The organism is Variovorax sp. RTB1 (genome assembly GCF_035018765.1).
Taxonomy (GTDB): domain Bacteria; phylum Pseudomonadota; class Gammaproteobacteria; order Burkholderiales; family Burkholderiaceae_C; genus Variovorax.
This window is the reverse complement of sequence record NZ_JASJXG010000035.1, coordinates 1-17,302: the sequence shown is the minus strand read 5'-3', so window position 1 is coordinate 17,302 and position 17,302 is coordinate 1. Positions and strand designations below refer to the sequence as shown.

Below are 17,302 nucleotides of genomic sequence, written 5' to 3'. Positions count from 1 at the left end.
CTCTCAGTGAAGGTGCGTGGACGTCTTCGGCTGGCCGTCGCCGCGCACGATGGCGTCAAACAGGTTGGGCTCGTTCAGGCGGTAAGCCGTTGCAGCGCTCGTGCCGGGTTTAGCCAGCGCGAGGTAGGCGTCGGCATCGAGCACCTCCGGACCGGACTTCGCCTTGGCGAGCCACGCCGCGAAATCCTGCGGTGGCACCGCATCGACCATGAAGCGCATGTCGGAAAACCCTTCACCGCTGAACTGGGCCGACAAGCCGGGGAACGTGCCCGCCTGATCTGCCTGCAAATGAAGCTGCGTGGCCATGCCCGCCATGGTGTAAATCTGGCTGCCCAACTGCGGCACGAAGAAGCTGTTCATGACGCTGGCCGACGTAAGGTGTAGGCGCAGCGGCCGACCTGTAGGCACGACCAGGTGGTTGACGGTCGCGACCCCGCCCTCCGGGTAGAGGAAAAGCCATTTCCAGTCCAGCGACACCACCTGGATGTCCAGCGGGGCCTGTTCCGATGCCAGTGGCTTGCGCGGATCGAGATCATGCGAGCCGAGCCAGGCAATACCGCCCAGAAACAGAATGACCAGCAAGGGGATGGACCACACAACCACCTCGAGCGGGCCAGAATACGACCAGTTGGGACGACGCGTGGCGCGGGGATTGCCCTTACGGAACCACCAAGCGAATCCGAGCGTCAGCAGGGCGACCGGCACGATCACCGCCAGCATGATCACCGTGGCATTGAGCAGGATCAAGTGTTCCGCCGACGCGACCGGGCCTTTCGGGTCCAGCACGCCCGCCGAGAGCCAACCCGGCCCCGGCCAGCTAAATGACACGCTCGACCGCCATCCACACCGCCATGGTCACCATCATCAGGTTTTCCGTCAGCGACACGAAGCCAAGCGGAACATTGCTGCTGCCTCCCACGCATGCGCACTTGAGTTCGCGGCGGTCGACGTACACCGCCTTGATGACGGACACGGCGCCAATGCTGCCGATGAAAAGTGCCACGGGAATCGCGACGACCGACAACCGGCCGGAGATCATCAACACCCCGGCAAGGAACTCGGCAAATGGATAGATGTAGGCGTACGGCACCCATCGTCGCGCCAGCAGGTCATAGTTGAGAAACATCGTCGAGAAGCTCTCGACGTCCTGAAGCTTCAAAAGCGCGAGGATGCACATGCTGAACGCCACGAACCATCGGATGGCCTGCCAGACAGGAGTCGCTTCCCGCAATGCGACCAGCGCGGCGATTGCCATCAACAACGCGCAGAGGAAGACTGCGATGACGGGGCGATAGGAAGCGACGTTCGGGTCACTTAACCGTTTGCCGAAGAAACGTCTCAGGTCGTCGTACGTGCCGACTCGCTCATCGCCAATGAAAGTCTGGGGCGTCGTTTCAACCTGGTGAGACGCTTTGAAAGCATCGGTCGCTTCCCGCGTCTCGAGCCATCGATCGTCCACCGCATAGCCTTTGCTGAGCAGAAGATGCCGCGCTTTGAGACCGTAGGGGCAGACGTGCTCCGGCATGACCATGCGATAGAGCGTTGCAGTCCGGGTTGGAGACTTCGACATGGACACCTTGCATCATTTTGGGAGTGCGTAGGCGATCACGTAGTCGCCCGCCTTGGTGTGCGTCGACCCATGGCCTCCCGCAATCACCAAAAGATACTGCCGTCCGTCTGCGCCCGTGTAGGTCATCGGCGTGGCTTGCCCGCCGGCAGGCAGCCGGCTCTCCCAAAGCTGACGGCCACTGCTGACGTCATAGCCACGCACGTAGTAGTCCAGCGTGCCCGACAAAAACGCGACGCCGCCACCGGTCACGATGGGGCCACCCAGGTTGGGCACCCCCATGCGAAACGGCAAAGGCACCGGCGCGAGATCGCGCACCGTTCCGTTGCGATGCTGCCAGACGATTTTTCCGCTCGCGAGATCGGCCCCGGCGACATAGCCCCAAGGCGGCGCCGTGCAGGGAAATCCAAACGGTGATGTGAAAGCACTCAGCGCCACGGCAAACGGCGCGCCGAAGTTCTCGTTGAGCGCCGGCAAGGCGCCGCTCGGCGGCCCATCGGTCTGCACCATCAGGGCCGTGTCATTGGGCCTCGGAACGAGCTTCGACACGAAAGGGAGGTAGGTCGGCGTCGTGAAGGCGATCTGGCGCTGCGGGTCCACTGCGACACTGCCCCAGTTGAAGACACCGAAGTTACCCGGGTAGATCAAGGAGCCCTGTGTCGACGGCGGAGTGAATCGCCCGTCGTAGCGCAGGCGATGGAATGCGATGCGACACGCGAGTTGATCGAACATCGTCGCGCCCCACATGTCGCGTCCGTGCAGTTTGGGCGGATCGAACGAGAGGGCCGTCTTCGGCTGTGTGGGGGCCGTATGGTCGCCTTGCGCGGCGCCCTGCGGCGCGGGCTCTTCGGTCACGGTGTTGATCGGCATGCCAGTGCGGCGGTCGAGCACGAACAGCTCGCCCTGCTTGGTGGGCTGCACCAGCGCCGGCACGGTGGCGCCATCGATCGTGAGGTCGATCAGGCTGGGCTGCGACGGGACGTCGTAGTCCCACAGGTCGTGGTGAACGGTCTGGAAAACCCAACGCACCTTGCCGGTCGCGAGATCGAGTGCCACCACCGACGACGAATACTTCTCCACGGCTGCGCTCCGCTTGCCTCCCCACTGGTCCGGCGGCTGGTTGCCCATGGGAACATAGACCATGCCGAGTGCCTCGTCGACACTCGAGATAGACCAGCTGTTGGGCGAATTGACCGTGTAGCTCTCACCGGGCGCGATCGGCGTGGTGGCCTCCGGATTGCCCGAGTCCCAGTTCCAGACCAGCGCTCCAGTGTCGACGTCGAAGGCACGGATCACGCCGGACTGCTCGTGGGTCGAAACGTTGTCGAGTACCGTGCCGCCGACGATGACCAGTTTCTGCGTGACCACCACCGGTGAGGTGGAGTAGTACGACCCGGGCCGAGGATTGGGCATGTGGGCCGACAGGTCGATCTCGCCTTTGCCTCCGCCGAAGGCGCTGCACAAGGCACCGTTGTCGGGGTTCAAGGCTATCAAGCGGGCATCGGCCGTGGGCATGAAGAGCTTGCCGTGCGCACAGCCATCGGACACGATGCCGGTGTCGGCTGCTGCGTGTGGAGGCTGGTAGGAAAGACCGCGACAGGTGAGGTGCTGCAATGCCAGCGCGCCTTCGATCTTCGGGTCGTAGCGCCACACCTGCGCGCCACTGGTCGCGTCCAGCGCGATCACCGACTGATGCGGATTGCAGAGGTAAAGCCTGTCACCCACTTTCAGCGGCGTGACTTCGTAGGTCGTCTCGACCGGATCCCCGGGCTGACCGCGCATGTCACCGGTCTGGAATTGCCACGCCACCTTGAGATTCGCGACGTTGGACGGCGTGATCTGTGCCAGCGGCGAATAGCGCTGGCCGTAGCCGGTGCGGCCGTATGCAGGCCATTCGCCGTCGGGCAAGACACTGGTTGCGGTGTTCGACGCTGAAGCCTGTGCCTTCGCGGCGGGCAACACGCCATCGATCTGATGAACGTCCCGGGTCAGTGAGAAAGTCAACGGCAACGCACACGCGACAAGTGCCACGCTGAGTGCCAGGCCGCCTCCGCGACGCCATGAGGCGCGTTCCTCATGGCCAAGGCCGTAGATACCGGTCGGCTCGCGCGGGCCCAACGACCGGACGATCCAGGGGCCCACGAGAAAGGCGCCCAGCAGAAACAGAAAGCCCAGGCGCGCGGCGAGTGGCCACCAGTCAAGTCCTACCTCCCACAGCGCCCATGCAAGCGTCCCCATGAGCAGGGCTGCAAAAATCCAGAGTGCCATGACGGAGCCCCGGATCAAGGACACGCCCGCAGACAACATGAGGATGGCCGCGATCAGGTAATACCAGCTGCCCCCTAGCGCGATGAGCCATGCGCCGGCGGCGCCGAGCGCCAGTCCCAAAGCGGCGATCACGAAGCCCGAGACCGCGGAAACCGGAGCAAAGGAATTGTTTTTCATAGAGTTCCTAACCCGCAACGACAAGGATTGAGATTCATGGCCACTGGTCGATTCGCGAACGGCGCTTTTCGATGTCCTGAATCAATTGCTTCATTTCCGCAATTTCTCGAACCTGGGTGTCGGCTATGCCATCGGCCAGTTTGCGAACTCGGGGATCGGTGATGTGCGCACGCTTGCTGGTCATGATGGCTATCGAATGGTGCGGGATCATCGCTTTCATGTACGAAACGTCGTCGACCGTGGCTTGACTGCGAACCAACCAGAGCGACGCGGCGAAAATCAAACCGCTCACGACTGCAATGCCGACGTTGGCGCCGCGGTTTTGCAGCATATGAAGCATGAAAGCCAACATGACTACGGCCATCGTTGCGCCCATGAGCAACGCCATGTATGCGCGCGTTTCGCTAAAGAAAACGTGATCCAGTTCAAATGTATTCAGGTACATCAGCCCGAACATGACGATCGTCGATACGACGACCATTGCAGCGAAACGTTTATAGGGTGTCATCTTTTATTCCCCGGTAGAAGATTCAGAAAGAAAGCTTTTTGGCGATGAGGAGTTCGCGGGGCTGACGGCACGTCGACCCGAGACCACCAGCGAAGAGGCAACAGCCCGTCGCCGATCAAGGTGGTCTCGCTATCACACGGTTGACATGGCCGTCCGGGTCTGCAAAGCAGGTCATGGACGGGGCGCCGAACCACGTCAGGCAATCTGCCGCACGCGAGGGCGCGCGTTTGTCCCGCCGCTGGCCGAAGGCGGCAGGCTTCGCATAGGCAAGCAGTTCGAGGTGGACACTTGGCGGGCCGCTGGCAACCAGCGCCACCACTTCGACCTCTACATCTTCCAACTCGTCAAGGCCATCCAGCCGCCCCTGCTCGACGCCTCGGTTGACCTGCCGCGTTTGCACCGAGAAACCAAGTCCGCAATAGAAGCCGATACTTTGTTCGACCCGCGAAACGCTGATCGCTGCGTGGTCGATCCCGAGCGTTTCGTCGCTGCCGGCCCGGTGGCGCCATCGATCGGGACACTGGCCGGTAGCGAACTCGATGAGTTCGAGTGGATGACCATCCGGGTCGCGAAATTTGAATGCCGTCGCGCCGCCCGAAGCTCGAGGGAGCCGCTGCGGGCGGCCTCTCGTAATGGGGATCGGCGCCAAGACTTGCAACCGTTGCACGGCCATCGACATGTCGCGGGTCACGATCGCTAGATGCTGAAAGCGCACGTCCGGGCCGGGAACTTGCGCAATGACTTCTTCCGCGTTTTCGACGGCGGACAGTGCGATGCGCTCTTGCCCCAGCGTCAGAATTACATCGGCCGCCAGCGCGTGTTCGCCGTGATGTCTTTCACACGTGAATCCCAATCCCCGAACGTAAAAATCGATCGAGCGTTCCAGCGAGCGAACGTGACGCTCCAATGCGAAGAACCCGGTCGTTTTGCCCCTCGCCAAGGCACTTCGGTTCACGGCCACTGACATCCCCGTTGGTTCACAGCTCCGCTCCCCAAGACGTAGAGCCGTTTCTCATCGGGCGAAAAGCACAGGCCGTTCGGCCCTTCGAAATCATCCGCCACGACGGTGAGCGATCCGTTGCGCAGATCGAAGCGGTACACCGACGGCGGCAACTCTGGCGACTGCTTGGTGGCACATCGCTCACGAGCAGGCTGCCGTGGTCGGCGAACCAGACCGGACCTGCGAGCCAGCGTGCCTGGTCGAACAGCAGCTCGAGTTCGGCATTCGCGAGCACGAACGACCGAAGGCGCGGATCGACGATGTGGTGTTTTTGCACGTCGTTCATGACTAGCGAAGATGGCATGCCTGGCCGACTGGCTCGACGTGCAGACGAATGGTGATCAGGTGGGCCGGCTCGGCGCCGATCGTGCCCGAGCGATGGCCCTTGCGCCCTTGCGCATCAGCACGACAGTGCTGGTCTTCGCCCAGCGAAAGCTCGCCCGGCCCCATCTCGATGCGCGTGCCGTCCATCGCCTCGACCCACCAGCGGCCGGACAGGGGAACGATCCATTGCGGCGCCGGATTTTCATGCCAGTCGCCGACCCAGCCCACCGGCTGCACGGTGAAGACGACCGTCGCCTCGCTGCGCGGCTGCTCGTCGTTCCACTGCGGTGCAGCCTGCCCGACCTGGGCCAGCTGGAACGCCGTGAGCGCGCAGCGCGTCTGATGGCTCGCGCCATCGCCGTCGGTCCACAGGTGCCAGTAGTGCGTCAGTGGTGCATTCATGAGAGGCCTGCCCCCAGCGCCACCAGAAGTAGTCCGCCGGCGAGTCCGAAGTTCTTGGTGAAGTCCCAGAAGTGCTGGCGATCGACACTGTCGCCGTCGGCCCACAAATCGCCGCGGCGCCAGAACGGGTGGTACAGCAAGGCCGTCACGACGCAAAAGGCCGTGAGGACAAGAGCGGCCATTCGCGCATGCCACTGCAGGACGATGCACATGGGCGCCAGCACCTCGATCACCATCGCGCCGACCAGCAAGATGGCGCCACCGGGCAGGAAGGACGAGTCGGCCTGTGCGAGCGCAGCTTTCCAGTGCAGCACCTTGTCCAGCGCGCTGAACGGAAACATCAGTACCAGGCAGATGCGCGCCAGCAGCATGAGCAGGTCTTGGTGGTTTCCAAGGCTCATGCGTGAGTCACTCCGAGACGCTCGCCGATGTGGGCGGCAACGCGCAACGCATTCGCGATGAGGGTCAACGTCGGATTGACCGCGCCTATCGAGACGAAGAAGCTGGCGTCTGTGACGTAGAGGTTGTCGAGCTCATGCGCCTTGCAATTCAGATCCAGCACCGAGGTGGCCGGGTCGGTGCCGAAGCGCGCGGTGCCGGCCTGGTGCGCCGTGCCGCCCAGCGCGATGTCCTTGCCGAAATAGAGCTTGCGCTCCAGCAGCTTGACGTGCGCGCCAGCGCCGTCGAGCAAGCCCTCCAGCTTGGCCCGCAGGCGGTGATGCGCCTCCATGTTGTTGGGCGTGAGGGCGAGCGTGACGCGACCGTCGTTGCCAAGCTGGATGCGGTTTTCCGGTCGCGGCAGATCTTCGCTGGACAACCAGAAGTCCAATGAATGACGCGCCATCGCCTCGAACGGCATGTCCGGCAGCCATTCGAGCCAGGACGGCAACGACTCGCCCCGGATCTGGTCCGCATGCGACTTGGCGCACATCTGGATCAGACCCAGCGGATGGTTCCAGTCGGGTGCGCCGAAGTAATAGTCGCTCACCGCGAGCGTCTTCTGGAATGTGGTGTCGTTCGGCTCGCGCGACAGCGCCATCAGCACCGACTGGTTGTGCCGCATGTAGTTGCGCCCGACCTGACCCGACCCGTTGGCAAGCCCGTTCGGATGCGCGTCGTTGGAGGAACGAAGCAGCAACAGCGCCGTGCTCAGTGCCCCGCAGGCCACCACCACGATATCGCCCGAATAGCGCTCCTGCCGGCCATGGCGAGTGACGCAGGCGGCCATGACTCGACGCCCCGACGCATCGGTCTCCAGGCGGTCGACCATGGCGTTGGTTAACAGCGTGACATTGGGATGCTCTCGCAGCATCGGATCGATGCACACCACCTGCGCGTCGGCTTTTGCGTCGAGTGGACATGGAAAGCCGTCGAAGGCGTCGCAGCGAATGCAGCGGCTGGTGCGCGTCGGCAGGCCGTCACGTTCTTCGAGCAGGATGCCCAGCGGCAGATGGAAAGGCCGTAAACCCTGTGCTACCAGGCTGGCATGCAACGCCTCGATGCGAAGTTCGTGCGAGACCGCGGGATAGGGAAAAGGGGTGCTGGATGGCGGCTCATTCGGATCCTCGCCGCGCTGCCCGTGCACGTGGAAAAGGTGCTCCGCTTCGTCGTACCAGGGCGCGAACTCTTCATAGCGCAGCGGCCAGGCAGGCGACACACCGTCGCCATGCACGAGCTCGCCGAAGTCGCGCTCGCGCAGTCGCAACAACGCCGCGCCATACACCTTCGAATTGCCGCCCACATAGCGATGCAGCCCCGGTTCGAACTTCTGACCCTCGGCGCTGTACCAGGCCTCGCGCGCCTGATAGCGCCCGTGAACGAAGACTTCGCTGGAACTCCAGTTGGCCGTCTCTTTCGGCAGATAGTCGCCGCGTTCGAGGATCAGGATGCGCTTGCCGCTGGGCGCGAGCCGGTGGGCCAGCGAAGCACCACCGGGGCCGCTGCCGACGACGATCAGGTCGTAATGGTCAGCCGCCACTGGCAAACCCAGGGAAGAGCGTCATGCCGCCGTCCACGAACAGCGAGGTGCCCGTCACATAGTCCGACGCGTCGGAAGCCAGCCACACGGCCGCCTGTCCGATGTCCGCCGGTTCACCGATGCGCTTGTAGGGCACCAGCTTCATGAGGTCTGCATAGGCATCGGGGGTCTGCCATGCGGCGGTGTTGATGGGCGTGCGGATCGCGCCGGGCGCGATGGCGTTCACCCGGATGCGCAGGGGTGCAACTTCCTGCGCCAGGCTCTTCATCAACATTTCAACGCCGCCCTTCGATGCCGCGTAGTTGGCATGGCCAGCCCACGGAATCATCTCGTGCACCGAGCTCATGTGGATGATCTTGCCCGCGGCCGTCGAGACCTTTTCATCGACGCCGCGGCGGACGAATTCGCGTACGGCACTGCGCGCACACAGGAACTGGCCTGTCAGGTTGACGCCGATGACGGTATGCCACTCGTCGAGCGTCATCTGGTGGAACGGTGCGTCGCGCTGCAGGCCAGCATTACAGACCACGACATGCAACGTGCCGAAAACCTTGATCGCCTCCGCGAACATAGTTTCGACCTCCTGCTCATCGCTCACATCGGCCCGGAGTGCAATCGCACGTCGACCGAAGCCCCGGATCTCTGCTGCGACAGCCTCTGCGGCTTCGGGATCCGAGACGTAGTTGACGACCACGTCGGCCCCCGCCCTGCCAAGCGCCAGAGCGACTGCGCGACCGATGCCGGAGTTGGCGCCCGTCACCAACGCAGGCTGTCCCTCCAGCACGATGGGAATGGGTGGACGTGGCAACGGAGGGCTGTCCTCTGGCAAAACACGATCGTTCGGCGCTGGCGCTCCCAGGACGGAACTGGTGTTGGATGATGTGGTCATGGGGCGTTGGGAAGCGAGCAGATGAACAAGACTGCGCTGCTCAGCCACCAAGCCATGACAGGAATGTGGTGGCGGCGCTGCCGGACAGGGCCGCTACGCGAACGGTCCGCGCGCGTGCTGCTCTCAACCGCCCTCGCTTGCTCAGCCGCTCACGAAAGATCTGTATAGCTTGATGCCGGCTCGTCGGAGGTCGATTCATCCCAGAGTCGAAAGCCACCGACAAAGGCCGCCGTGTTGTCGGTGCGCCGCGTGCGGGATGGCAGTTTCTTGAGGCGGTCGGCCTGCCCGCCACCCACCACGACCTCGTCGGGCAACAACGCAGCGCTGAACCCTTCGACGACCGCACACACCTTGCGCCGCCACCTCTTCTTTCCCAAACGCTTGAAGCCTTGTTTACCGAGAAGGTCTTCATAGTCGTGCCTCTTGCTGCGGCGCAGGTGACCGAGTTCCATGGCCACGATGTGCCTGTCGACGATGAGCGCGGAACCGAGCCCCGTGCCCAGTCCCAGGAAAAGCATCTTGCCGCCCTGATAGATGCCCAGGGCCTGCATTGCCGCATCGTTGAGGATGCGAACGGGTCGGCCAAACGCGCCCTCGAAGTCGAAGCCGACCCAGCCCGGCGCCAGGTTTTGCGGTTCGAGGGTTGGGGAGCCCCGGCGCACGACGCCGGGATAGCCGAGCGAGACAACATCGAAGGTCCAGTCGGCGACTATCGCGAGCACACCCTCGATCATTTTCTGCGGTGTGAGAACCGGCCCGGACGCGAACTTGCGAACACGCGTCTCGCCGCTGACAAGGCACTTGACGCGCGAACCGCCGACATCGACTACCAGGATCTTGGGCGCCACTGTCTTGCGGGGTGCGTTCATGGCGCGGGGCTCACGGCAGCGGGACGTTCACCCTTCTTGCCCGATTTTTCGACTTGCTCCGATGACAGCGACAGTAGTCGCGCAGTGTTCACCAGCGCCATGTGGCTGAGGGCCTGCGGGAAATTACCCAGCATGTGCCCGCTGCGCGGGTCGAACTCCTCGGACAACAGGCCGACGTCATTGCACAGCGCGAGAAGCCGCTCGAACAAGGCCTCGGCCTCGGCGTGCCGACCGGTCACGGCCAGGCAGTCGGCCAGCCAGAAACTGCAGGGCAGGAACACGCCTTCGCCCGGCGGCAGGCTGTCGATGCCGGCCGCCGGCGCATAGCGCAACACCAAGCCGTCGATCAACAACTCGCGTTCGATCGCTTCGATCGTGCCGCGCACGCGTGCGTCGTCCGGTGGCAGAAAGCCGACCAGCGGGATCAGCAGCAGGCTGGCATCGAGTTCCGCGCTGCCGTAATGCTGTACGAAGCTGTTGCGCTTCGCATCGAACCCGGCTTCGCAGACCTGCGCGTGGACCTCGTCGCGACTGCGGCGCCATGCTTCTACCGGCCCGTCCAGGCCATAGCGCTCGACCGCCTTGACGCCACGGTCGAAAGCGACCCATGCCATCACCTTGGAATGCGTGAAGTGCCGCCTTGGCCCGCGGACTTCCCAGATGCCCTCGTCGGGCTCGCGCCAATGAGTTTCAAGAAACGCCAGGAGCACGCACTGGATGCGCCAAGCGTGCGGCTGCGGCGTCTGCCCGGCTGCGCGTGCGAGGTGCAGTGTGTCCATCACCTCGCCGTAGACGTCGAGCTGGAACTGGGTCGCAGCCGCGTTGCCGATCCGCACCGGTGCGGCATTGCCATACCCGGGCAACCATGCGAGTTCGATCTCCTCGAGTCGACGCTCGCCGGTCACGCTGTACAGGATCTGCATGTCCGCCGGACTGCCGGCAACGGCACGCAACAGCCACTCCTGCCAGGCCCGCGCCTCCTCGGTGTAGCCTGCCAGCAGCAGCGCATTGAGCGTGAAGGTGGCGTCTCGCAGCCAGCAATAGCGATAGTCCCAGTTGCGCACCCCACCCGGGTGTTCCGGCAGCGAGGTGGTGGGTGCTGCCACGATGCCGCCGGTGGGTTCGTAGATCAGTGCTTTCAAAGTCAGCAGCGAGCGCAGCACCGGTTCTCGCCAGCGTCCCTGGTAGCTGCAGCGCTCGGACCATTCCAGCCAGCGGCTCTGCGTCCGCATCAGCGTCTCGTCGGCGTCGATCGGCTCCTGCTCCGGCGTGTGAGACGGGCGGTAGTTGAGTACGAACGGCACGCGCTCTCCGGCACCGATTTCAAAGTCGGCCGTCGAAGTCATGTGCTCGCCGCGAGTCTGAACCGGCGTATGGAGTTCGAGCGTGTCGGGCCCCGCGGTCGCGAAAAGCGCACCATCGGCGCGATGCACCCAAGGCACGATGGAGCCGTAGTCGAAGCGGATCACGAGCTCTGTGTGCATCCGGACCCGGCCGCTCAGCCCTTCGACGATGCGCAGCACGTCCCACCGCTGGTTCGATAGCGGCATGCAGTCGATCACGCGCACGGTGCCGCTCTCGGTCTCGAAGTCGGTTTCGAGGATGAGAGTGCCGTTCCGATAGCGACGGCTTGTGTTGCTCACTGAGTCCCGCGGTGCGATCAGCCAACGCCCATTCGCGGGACTGCCCAAAAGTGCTGCGAAGCAGGCGCCCGAATCGAAACGTGGCAGACACAGCCAGTCGATCGAGCCATCACGGCCCACCAGCGCGGCGGTGTGGCCATCGCCGATGAGCGCGTAGTCTTCAATGAGCAGCGGCATGAATCAATTCTCCAATGCGGTTCCGGGCCCAAGTCCAATCATCCTCATTTGCATCATGTGTCTCCCAATGGTTGAACCGATAGAGCGCTTCGCGACAACAGGAGTTCAATCGAAATGGGAGAAAGGGCCTGGAATTCGGGAAAAGCAAGCTTTTGCCTGGATGTTCTACTCCCCGGGACGCTCCATGCCTGGGCCGAGTTCACTCGTGTCCAGATACCTTCATTTATTCCGTGCCCAGTGGGCGCCCAGCATTCCGCGCGAACTCATGGCCGGCGCCGTGGCGACCTTCGCACTGATACCGGAAGTCATCGCTTTCTCATTCGCGGCAGGCGTCGACCCGGCCATCGGATTGTTCGCATCGTTCATCATCAGCATCGTGCTCGCCTTCACCGGCGGTCGACCGGAGATGGTGTCTGCCGCAGCGGGCTCGGCGTGCTCATGCGGTTCGTGTCCGGCTCCGTCCGCACCGGCTTCATCAACGCGCTGGCGATCCTCATTTTTTCAGCGCAGATGCCGCATATCGTCGGCGCCAATGGCGCGACCTGGGCCATGGTCGGGCTCGGGCTGGTGGTGATCTACGGATTGCCGCGCATCACGACAGCGGTGCCTTCTCCATTAGTCTGTGTCGTGGTGCCGACACTCGTGGGTCAGTGGATGCATCTGCCGTTGAAGACGGTGGCAGACCTCGGTCTGCTGCCCGATTCATTGCCCGTTTTTGCTTTGCCTTCCGTTCCTTTTGCCATCGAGACGCTTCGACTGATCGCCCTGCCAGCATTTGCCATCGCGATGGTCGAACTGCTCGAATCGATGATGACGGCCAGCGTCGTCGACGCATTGACCGACACCCCCAGTTCCAAGAAGACGGAGTGCAGCGGGCTCGGCATCGTCAATGTGGCGGCCAGCCTCTTCGGCGGCATTGCAGGGTGCGGAATGATCGACCAGACGGCGAGCAATGTGCGCTACGGCGGTCGTGGTCGGCTGTCGACATTGTTCGCTGGTGCGTTCCTCTTGATCCTCATAGTGCTGTTCAAGCATGGGTCGCACAGGTGCCAGTGGCCGCGCTGGTGGCGATCATGGTCATGGTCTCGGCCTCCACGCTGGACTGGGGCTCGGCGCAAGCACGGTCGACGTGTTCGGCCTGAACGAGCAGGGTCGCGCACTCGTGGCGAAGCTGGATGTCGGCATCGAGTAAACAGCGGCATGTCGCCTGCGAGCCATTGCAAATTCACCGCACCGCACCAATGGCGGATCGCACGACACGACCAATGGTCAGTCCCTGAACCAGGATCGAAAACACCACCACGCAATAGGTCAGCGCAAGGATGATCTCGCGTTCGGCGCCGACCGGCAGCGACAGTGCAAGTGCGACCGAGATACCGCCGCGCAGTCCGCCCCATGCGAGCACGCGCGGAGAGCCGTGCGGCAGGCGGAACAAGGTGCCGGCGATGCCGACGGGCAAGCCCACCGTGATCCAGCGGGCCGCCAGTGTCACGACGATGGCCACCACTCCCGCAACGAGAATCGGTGCGGTGAAGGCGATCAGCAGCACCTCGAGACCGATCAGCACGAACAGCACGGCGTTCAGGATTTCGTCGAGCAATTCCCAGAACATGTCGATGTAGCGGCGCGTGTGATCGGACATGGCGAGCGCACGACCACCGTTGCCGATCATGAGTCCGCAGACCACCATCGCCAACGGCCCCGAGACATGGAGATGGCTGGCCAGCGCGTAGCCGCCCATCACCGCAGCCAGCGTGAGCAACACCTCGACCTGGTACTGGTCGATGCTGCGCAGCAAGCGGAATGTCACGTAGCCCAGCACCAGGCCGAAAGCGATGCCGCCACCGGCTTCGCGCAGCAGCAACCCTCCAGCGACCGTCAGCGTCGGCGCGCTGCCGCTGGTCAGCACACCCAGCAGCAGCGCGAAGATCACCACCCCGACGCCATCGTTGAACAGCGACTCACCGGCGATCACAAGCTCCAGGTTCTTCGGCGCACCAGCGGAATTGAGAATGCCCATGACCGCGATCGGATCGGTCGGCGAGATGAGTGCGCCGAAGAGGAGGCAGTACAGAAAGGGCAGCTGGACACCGATGAAGGGGAGCACCAGCCACATGCCCGTGCCGACCACCAGGGTCGAGGCCATCGTTCCGACCAGGGCCAGCACGGCGATCTGCCATCGGTATTGCCGCAGCGCGCGCAGATCGACATGCAATGCGCCCGCGAACAAGAGGAACGACAGCATGCCCTGCATCAGCACATCGGAGAAATCGATCGAGCGCAGAAACGATTCCTCGTACTGGCGCAGCCCGTGATCGAGGCCGAGTGCGTTGAGGCCGAGCAGGACGAGCGAGATACCCAAGGCGATGGCCATCACCCCAATGGTGGTGGGCAACCGGACGAAGCGGTGGTTAAGGTAGGCGAGCAACGCCGTAACGACGAGACAGATGGCGGCAATATCGAGCATGTACGGCAACTGTATAGGCCGAGCGACAGGCGGAGCGCCTCGAGAGTGATGGAGGACACCGCGCCCTTCGCTCCGGTGGTCGATGAAGCGCCGAGTGGGTTGCGCAGTTTGCGGATGCGGGCGTTCAGAGGAACAACTGACGCCATGGCGCAAGCCTCGCGCTCAACCGCCGGCCCCCGCGTGGGACGCAATGCACAGCGCGACTCGGTCGGAGGGCTCAGTCGGGCGTGCGATTGGCCAGGCCCACTGCGATGGCCAACTCGGACAGCTGGTCGGCGTGCTGCGTGGCCAGCCGAGCAAGCTTCTTGCGGCCTGCAGCAAGCAGATGAACTTCAACCTGGCGTCGGTCCACCGCACTCGCCTTGCGCCTGACGAGTCCGGCTTCCTCGCAACGCGAAACCAGGGCGACCACACCGTGCGGCTGCGCCTGCAGCCGCTCGGCAATTTCTCCGATCGACGCCCACTGTCTTCCTGGAAACCCTTGCGTGTGAAGCATCAATTGGTACTGCAGCACCGTGATGCCCTCCTCACGTGCAGCGTCTTCGCTGAACCGCAGGAAGCTGCGCAAGCGAAAGCGGAAATCTGAAAGAGCTTCGAAGCGATGCTTCTCCGCTGCACCTTGGTTGTTTGTCATTGGCTGTGTGCTCGTCGGACAGATGAATGTAGCAGTGGCTTGCGGACTGTTCCCGCAGTGCGAAGGGTTATTACTCACGACGTGACATACATAACCTCATAACATGACATATCTGAACGCAGCCTGACCCGGCGTCATGGCTGCGTTTCTGCTTTCGTGCAGGCTTCCCCTGTCGAATTCCACTTCCCTGAGAGATCTTCCCAATCCATGAAAATCAAGAGCCAGAAGGACTTGCTGTCCGGTCTCATGTTCAGTGGCGTTGGCCTTGCCTTTGCCATTGGTGCGATGAACTACAACATCGGAAGCGGAGCCCGAATGGGGCCTGGCTATTTCCCGCTCGTGCTCGGCATCCTGCTGGCCATCGGTGGCGGGGTGGTCATGGTGGGGGCCCTGTCGGCAGGTCCGGCCGGCGGTGACCCGGTCGGGCGCATCGCCTGGAAACCGCTGACCCTGGTCATCGGCGCCAACCTGGTGTTTGGCCTGCTGCTCGGAGGCCTGCCGACGATGGGCGTTCCGGCGATGGGGTTGATGATCGCGATCTACGCCCTAGTGCTGATCGCAAGCCTTGCCGGCACACGTTTCACGCTCAAGGCGGCCCTCATCCTGGCCACGATCCTGGCGATTGGCAGCTACCTGACCTTCATCATCGGCCTGAGCCTGCAGTTCCAGGTCTGGCCCACGTTCATCACCGGCTGAGGTCTGCGTTCCATGGAACTGATCCACAACCTCGCCATCGGCTTCGAAGCCGCGCTCACCGTTCAAAACCTGATCTATTGCTTCGTGGGCTGCCTGCTCGGAACGCTCATCGGCGTGCTCCCCGGCATCGGCCCGGTCGCGACGATCGCGATGCTGCTGCCGGCCACCTACGCGCTTCCCCCGGTGGCCGCGCTCATCATGCTGGCCGGCATCTACTACGGCTCGCAGTACGGCGGCTCGACCACGGCCATCCTGGTCAACCTGCCCGGCGAATCGTCCTCTGTCGTCACCGTCATCGACGGGCACCAGATGGCCAAACAGGGACGGGGCGGACCGGCGCTCGCGGCCGCGGGGCTCGGGTCGTTCTTCGCCGGCTGCGTCGGCACCTTGGTGCTCGCGGCCTTCGCGCCGCCGCTGACCGAATTGGCATTCAAGTTCGGCCCGGCGGAGTACTTCTCTCTGATGGTGCTGGGATTGATCGGCGCGGTGGTGCTGGCCTCCGGATCGCTGATCAAAGCCATCTGCATGATCATGCTGGGTCTGCTTCTGGGCCTGGTCGGCACCGATGTGAATTCAGGCGTGGCGCGCTTCAGCTTCGACATTCCCGAACTCACCGACGGCATCAGCTTCGTGGCCATCGCCATGGGCATCTTCGGTTACGGCGAGATCATCGCGAATCTGTCACGCAGCGAAGAGGAGGGCCAGGTCTTCACGGCCAAGCTGCACGGCCTGATGCCCACCAAGGAAGATTTCAGGAACATGATGCCTGCCGTGCTTCGAGGCACGGCGCTGGGCTGTTCGCTCGGCATCCTTCCGGGCGGAGGCTCGCTGCTGTCGGCCTTTGCTTCCTACACGCTCGAAAAGAAGATCAAGCTGCGGCAAGGCGAGATTCCGTTCGGCAAGGGCAACATCCGCGGCGTCGCCGGCCCGGAGTCCGCCAACAATGCTGGCGCACAGACGTCCTTCATCCCGCTGCTCACCCTTGGCATTCCAGGCAATCCGGTGATGGCCCTGATGGTCGGTGCCATGACCATCCACAACATCCAGCCGGGTCCGCAGGTCATGACGAGCAACCCCGAGCTGTTCTGGGGCCTGATCGCGTCGATGTGGATCGGCAACCTGATGTTGATCATCCTGAATCTGCCGCTGATCGGCGTGTGGATCAAGTTGTTGTCGATCCCCTACCGCTGGCTCTTCCCGGCCATCGTGCTGTTCTGTGCCATCGGCGTGTACTCGACGAACAACAACACCTTCGATGTCTGGATGGTCGGCTTCTTCGGAGTCGTCGGCTACGCCTTCCTGAAACTGGGTTGCGAGCCTGCGCCGCTGTTGTTGGGCCTGATCCTCGGACCGATGATGGAGGAGAACCTCCGGCGCGCGCTGCTGTTGTCCCGAGGGGACTGGGGGGTGCTGGTCACGCGGCCGATATCGGCGGGGCTGCTGGTTGCTGCTGTGCTGTTGCTCACCGTCGTGTTGTTGCCGGCAGTCAAATCGAAACGCGAAGAAGCGTTTGTAGAGGAGTAACCCGATGCACAGATACCTCTCCCGTCTCTGCATTGCCATTCCCGGCGGGACATTGGTGGTCCTGGCCGCATGCAGTACCCAAGTTCCCTTGAATCCGACCTCGCCGTTTTCGCCTGCACGGATTTCGACGGCATCGCCTGGCCGCGTCGAGCAGGCGGTCGTGGTGCCCTCCCCCCCCG

The 17,302-nt window shown here is 63.3% G+C and carries 17 protein-coding genes and 1 pseudogene; 4 read left to right on the top strand and 14 right to left on the bottom strand.

The annotated features are described in order from the left end of the window. Nucleotides 1–3: 3 nt before the first annotated feature. The 12 genes from cyoA to QN397_RS18865 all read right to left on the bottom strand — a co-directional run bounded on the left by cyoA (nt 4) and on the right by QN397_RS18865 (nt 11,802). Nucleotides 4–786, bottom strand: coding sequence for a ubiquinol oxidase subunit II (gene cyoA, locus QN397_RS18920; RefSeq protein WP_323501644.1), 783 nt, complete (start codon nt 784–786; stop codon nt 4–6). Between the two features lie 31 nt (nt 787–817). Next, entirely contained in the window at nt 818–1,531 is a 714-nt protein-coding gene (locus QN397_RS18915) for a glutaredoxin family protein (protein ID WP_323496914.1), read from the bottom strand. 51 nt (nt 1,532–1,582) lie between these two features. Continuing rightward, the gene (locus tag QN397_RS18910; RefSeq protein ID WP_323496913.1) at nt 1,583–4,012 is read right to left on the bottom strand and encodes a glucose/quinate/shikimate family membrane-bound PQQ-dependent dehydrogenase; all 2,430 of its coding nucleotides are present in this window, start codon (nt 4,010–4,012) and stop codon (nt 1,583–1,585) included. A gap of 34 nt (nt 4,013–4,046) precedes the next feature. Next, on the bottom strand, nt 4,047–4,469 hold the full coding sequence (locus tag QN397_RS18905) for a DUF305 domain-containing protein (RefSeq protein WP_323501643.1): 423 nt from the start codon (nt 4,467–4,469) through the stop codon (nt 4,047–4,049). Between the two features lie 166 nt (nt 4,470–4,635). Then, a complete protein-coding gene (locus QN397_RS18900) occupies nt 4,636–5,427 on the bottom strand; it encodes a VOC family protein (RefSeq protein ID WP_323501642.1) in 792 nt (263 codons plus the stop codon). A 44-nt stretch (nt 5,428–5,471) separates the two neighbouring features. Further along, nucleotides 5,472–5,582 (bottom strand): hypothetical protein, encoded by a 111-nt coding sequence (locus QN397_RS18895; RefSeq protein ID WP_323497039.1) that lies wholly within the window; start codon nt 5,580–5,582, stop codon nt 5,472–5,474. 226 nt (nt 5,583–5,808) lie between these two features. After that, nucleotides 5,809–6,246: a cupin domain-containing protein gene (locus QN397_RS18890; RefSeq protein WP_323496910.1), complete on the bottom strand. Its 438-nt coding sequence runs from the start codon at nt 6,244–6,246 to the stop codon at nt 5,809–5,811. Continuing rightward, nucleotides 6,243–6,647, bottom strand: coding sequence for a DoxX family protein (locus QN397_RS18885; protein WP_323496909.1), 405 nt, complete (start codon nt 6,645–6,647; stop codon nt 6,243–6,245). Before QN397_RS18885 ends, QN397_RS18890 begins: the two co-directional genes overlap by 4 nt. Then, nucleotides 6,644–8,224: a GMC family oxidoreductase gene (locus QN397_RS18880; protein WP_323496908.1), complete on the bottom strand. Its 1,581-nt coding sequence runs from the start codon at nt 8,222–8,224 to the stop codon at nt 6,644–6,646. Before QN397_RS18880 ends, QN397_RS18885 begins: the two co-directional genes overlap by 4 nt. Further along, on the bottom strand, nt 8,214–9,017 hold the full coding sequence (locus QN397_RS18875) for an SDR family oxidoreductase (protein WP_323497038.1): 804 nt from the start codon (nt 9,015–9,017) through the stop codon (nt 8,214–8,216). Before QN397_RS18875 ends, QN397_RS18880 begins: the two co-directional genes overlap by 11 nt. Nucleotides 9,018–9,262: 245 nt before the next feature. Beyond that, a complete protein-coding gene (locus QN397_RS18870) occupies nt 9,263–9,982 on the bottom strand; it encodes an ROK family protein (RefSeq protein ID WP_323496907.1) in 720 nt (239 codons plus the stop codon). Beyond that, nucleotides 9,979–11,802, bottom strand: a complete 1,824-nt coding sequence (locus tag QN397_RS18865; protein ID WP_323496906.1) for a glycoside hydrolase family 15 protein — start codon at nt 11,800–11,802, stop codon at nt 9,979–9,981. The genes QN397_RS18870 and QN397_RS18865 overlap by 4 nt, the downstream gene beginning before the upstream one ends. 184 nt (nt 11,803–11,986) lie before the next feature. On the opposite strand from QN397_RS18865, the pseudogene QN397_RS18860 reads away from it, so the two are divergent. Then, nucleotides 11,987–12,914: pseudogene (locus QN397_RS18860) on the top strand (SulP family inorganic anion transporter); the annotation flags it as partial. Continuing rightward, on the top strand, nt 12,836–12,994 hold the full coding sequence (locus QN397_RS26770) for a hypothetical protein (RefSeq protein WP_416352179.1): 159 nt from the start codon (nt 12,836–12,838) through the stop codon (nt 12,992–12,994). The pseudogene QN397_RS18860 and the gene QN397_RS26770, both read left to right, overlap by 79 nt. A gap of 33 nt (nt 12,995–13,027) precedes the next feature. Here the strand turns inward: QN397_RS26770 and QN397_RS18855 are convergent, their stop codons facing one another. Beyond that, nucleotides 13,028–14,269 carry a sodium:proton antiporter gene (locus QN397_RS18855; RefSeq protein ID WP_323496905.1) on the bottom strand — a complete coding sequence of 414 codons (1,242 nt, stop codon included), beginning with the start codon at nt 14,267–14,269 and terminating at the stop codon, nt 13,028–13,030. A gap of 217 nt (nt 14,270–14,486) precedes the next feature. Further along, on the bottom strand, nt 14,487–14,903 hold the full coding sequence (locus QN397_RS18850; protein WP_323496904.1) for a MarR family winged helix-turn-helix transcriptional regulator: 417 nt from the start codon (nt 14,901–14,903) through the stop codon (nt 14,487–14,489). A gap of 207 nt (nt 14,904–15,110) precedes the next feature. On the opposite strand from QN397_RS18850, the gene QN397_RS18845 reads away from it, so the two are divergent. After that, nucleotides 15,111–15,599, top strand: coding sequence for a tripartite tricarboxylate transporter TctB family protein (locus QN397_RS18845; RefSeq protein ID WP_323496903.1), 489 nt, complete (start codon nt 15,111–15,113; stop codon nt 15,597–15,599). 12 nt (nt 15,600–15,611) lie between these two features. Then, nucleotides 15,612–17,123, top strand: coding sequence for a tripartite tricarboxylate transporter permease (locus tag QN397_RS18840; protein ID WP_323496902.1), 1,512 nt, complete (start codon nt 15,612–15,614; stop codon nt 17,121–17,123). Nucleotides 17,124–17,302 lie beyond the last annotated feature (179 nt).

What these genes read in the sequence shown, in the direction of transcription:
- QN397_RS18915 (WP_323496914.1), bottom strand. Translation starts at nt 1,531, where the DNA reads ATGGTCATGCCGGAGCACGTCTGCCCCTACGGTCTCAAAGCGCGGCAT.
- QN397_RS18910 (WP_323496913.1), bottom strand. Translation starts at nt 4,012, where the DNA reads ATGAAAAACAATTCCTTTGCTCCGGTTTCCGCGGTCTCGGGCTTCGTG.
- QN397_RS18905 (WP_323501643.1), bottom strand. Translation starts at nt 4,469, where the DNA reads ATGTTCGGGCTGATGTACCTGAATACATTTGAACTGGATCACGTTTTC.
- QN397_RS18890 (WP_323496910.1), bottom strand. Translation starts at nt 6,246, where the DNA reads ATGAATGCACCACTGACGCACTACTGGCACCTGTGGACCGACGGCGAT.
- QN397_RS18885 (WP_323496909.1), bottom strand. Translation starts at nt 6,647, where the DNA reads ATGAGCCTTGGAAACCACCAAGACCTGCTCATGCTGCTGGCGCGCATC.
- QN397_RS18870 (WP_323496907.1), bottom strand. Translation starts at nt 9,982, where the DNA reads ATGAACGCACCCCGCAAGACAGTGGCGCCCAAGATCCTGGTAGTCGAT.
- QN397_RS18865 (WP_323496906.1), bottom strand. Translation starts at nt 11,802, where the DNA reads ATGCCGCTGCTCATTGAAGACTACGCGCTCATCGGCGATGGCCACACC.
- QN397_RS26770 (WP_416352179.1), top strand. Translation starts at nt 12,836, where the DNA reads ATGGGTCGCACAGGTGCCAGTGGCCGCGCTGGTGGCGATCATGGTCAT.
- QN397_RS18855 (WP_323496905.1), bottom strand. Translation starts at nt 14,269, where the DNA reads ATGCTCGATATTGCCGCCATCTGTCTCGTCGTTACGGCGTTGCTCGCC.
- QN397_RS18850 (WP_323496904.1), bottom strand. Translation starts at nt 14,903, where the DNA reads ATGACAAACAACCAAGGTGCAGCGGAGAAGCATCGCTTCGAAGCTCTT.
- QN397_RS18845 (WP_323496903.1), top strand. Translation starts at nt 15,111, where the DNA reads ATGAAAATCAAGAGCCAGAAGGACTTGCTGTCCGGTCTCATGTTCAGT.
- QN397_RS18840 (WP_323496902.1), top strand. Translation starts at nt 15,612, where the DNA reads ATGGAACTGATCCACAACCTCGCCATCGGCTTCGAAGCCGCGCTCACC.